Here is a 2,605-nt window from a genome sequence, read left to right as displayed (position 1 = left end):
GTGTATATTATGGAGATAGAGACCACCCTATTTCGGGCCAAATTGACCCAGGGGTTAGCTGACTTTTGGGTTGCAGCAAATGCTATAAAAGCATGTACAAAAATAGTTATTTAAAAGGTAATTTCATTAATGGCTGTTTTCCGGTTCTACGTTACGTTTTCTTCTCATAGATTCTCCCTTTAGTTCGATGCGGTGAGCATCATGAACGATCCGGTCCAGGATCGCATCAGCAACCGTTTTTTCACCGATCACCTCAAACCATTTACTGACCGGCAACTGTGAAGTGATGATCAGCGAGGTTTTACCGTGTCTGTCTTCAATGATCTCCATTAGTGCCGCCCTGCTTTGTGCATCAAAAGGCTGGATACCGAAGTCGTCGAGTATGAGCAATTGCTGTCTTTCGATCTTAGCCAGCTCTTTCATGTAGGAGCCATCCGCCTTGGCCATCTTTAGTTTAGCGAACAGTTTAGGGGTACTGGTGTACAATACCCGGTAGCCCAATACACAGGCCTGGTAGCCCACGGCAGAAGCAATATAGCTTTTACCGATACCGGTACTTCCGGTGATCAGCAGGTTCTCGAAGCGGTCAACAAACGTACAATCCGCCAGGCGCATGATCTGGTTGCGGTCAATACTTCGGTCAGCATGATAGTGAACATCTTCAATTGAAGCTTTATAGCGGAACCGGGCATATAAGATCGTGCGTTCGATACGCCTGTTCTGCCGATCGTCCCATTCTGCATCTACCAGGTGGGCCAGCAGTTCATCTGCCGTATAATCGTTTGTTTTACCGGTTTCCATGCTGCTTTTAAAGGCATGAAACATGCCGAAGAACTTCATCTTCCGCAGTTTGTCTAAGGTACTTGTGTTCATGTTATTGTTGTTTTAATGGTTATTTGTAATAGTCTTTTCCCCGGATATTACCATGATCAGGCATAGGTAGTTCATCGGCAAATATGCTTTCCTCATAATTGTCCATCTTGTTTTCCAATATGGTCTGTATCGTTTTATAGCTATAAATACCATAACTGAGCCCTCGCTGACAGGCCATTATTAAGCGGTCGTTCCCTGCTTTTTTTGCAAAGCCAAGTATCCCCAGGCAGGATTTGTAAGCCTGTTCGGGGTGTTGTTTACGCTCCAGTATCTGATGAATATATAGCCTGACATCCTCATGGATGGAGGTCGCCCAATTGAGGAACATATCTGGCGTCCAGTCACTTTTAAAGCGATGGGCGCTGGCCATATGTTCTTTGTCGGTAGTATAACCATAGGGGTTCTTTTCGCGCTGATGTAAAGCGATACGCTCATAATTGTAGTAGATCTCTACAATGGTCCGGGAGTATAACAGCTTGACTTTTTTGCCGATGAAGCGGTAAGGCACACTGTAATAGTGTTTATCCGGGCCGAGATTGACATGGCCATTCTTGATCACCCTGGCATAAAAGTGTTTTTTGAACTGGTAACGCAGGACAGGCAACGGTGACAAGGTCCCACGCTCTATCTCTTCAAACTGTAGTATCCTGCTGTAATTGCGGCCTTTAAGCAACTGGCTGTTATGGACTTCCAGGGCCTGCCAGATCGCTGTATTGAGTTCTGTTAAAGAATGGTAGATATGCTTGTTTAAAGGGGCGTATACCTTAGTATAAATGATCTTAACGGCCCCTTCTACCAATGCCTTGTCGCGCGGGCGGTACGCCCGCGCCGGTAATATGGTAGTGCCATAATGATCTGCGAAGTCTTCAAATGTTTCGTTGAGGGTAGGTTCATAGCGACTGCTTTTGGTTACGGCCGCCTTCAGGTTATCCGGCACAATGGCGGCAGGAACGCCCCCGATGAAGTGCAGGGTATTCTCACAGGCCGCTATAAAGTCTTCCTTTTGCTGGCTCATAACAGCCTCTACATAGGTGAGCTGGCTGGCACCAAGGATTGCTACAAAGACTTCTACTTCAATGACTTCACCGGTTTCCTTGTCCGTATAGCTCATCTTTTCACCCGCATAATCGACGTATAGTTTGTCCCCGGCCTTGTGATCCATGTGCATGGTCGGATTGACCTTGGTCTTCCACTGGTTGTAATACGTGCAAAACTGGGTATACTTATAGCCCTCGGGGAACTCCTTGATATAGGCTTCCCACAAGATCTGCCGGTTCATACCGGTCTTTTTAAGCTCTTTATCGACGTGGGGGAAGCAGCGCAGCATGGATTGCATACGGCTGCTTGGCTGGTTGTTTTCCCTGGTCTTGCCGAAAATATCTTCCAGTTCCTTATCGTTCAGGCTATTAACTTCTTCAAAGGTAAAGCCGCTTTTCTTAAAGACGGCCAGGTACTTTCTTACGGTATTCCGGGATGAATCAATCTGGGCAGCTATAAATCGCGTGCTGCGACCCTGGCTGTTCATCCTTAAAATCTTTCTAATCTTACTCATGCTGATTGTCAAATTGGCCATCTTAGAACGGGTCTTTTACCCTCAAAAGATGGTTACTTTTACAGCATTTGCTACGCGTTTTGGTGGGTCAGTTTGCCCCGAAATACCATGGTCAGTTTGCCCCGAAACAGTGGGTCAGCTTGCGCCGAAATGGTGTGGTCTCATTCATCATAATCTCCA

At 46.4% G+C, this 2,605-nt stretch carries 2 protein-coding genes; both read right to left on the bottom strand.

What is annotated here, in order from left to right:
- Positions 1 to 126 precede the first annotated feature (126 nt).
- Positions 127 to 873 (bottom strand): IS21-like element helper ATPase IstB, encoded by a 747-nt coding sequence (gene istB, locus ACVW0P_RS22175; RefSeq protein WP_091369152.1) that lies wholly within the window; start codon positions 871 to 873, stop codon positions 127 to 129.
- A gap of 19 nt (positions 874 to 892) precedes the next feature.
- Positions 893 to 2,425, bottom strand: coding sequence for an IS21 family transposase (istA, locus tag ACVW0P_RS22170; protein ID WP_457134007.1), 1,533 nt, complete (start codon positions 2,423 to 2,425; stop codon positions 893 to 895).
- Positions 2,426 to 2,605: the final 180 nt, after the last annotated feature.

The organism is Mucilaginibacter sp. UYNi724 (assembly GCF_054057495.1).
The sequence above is the reverse complement of the archived record's forward strand: the minus strand, read 5'-3'. Positions and strand labels throughout refer to the sequence as shown.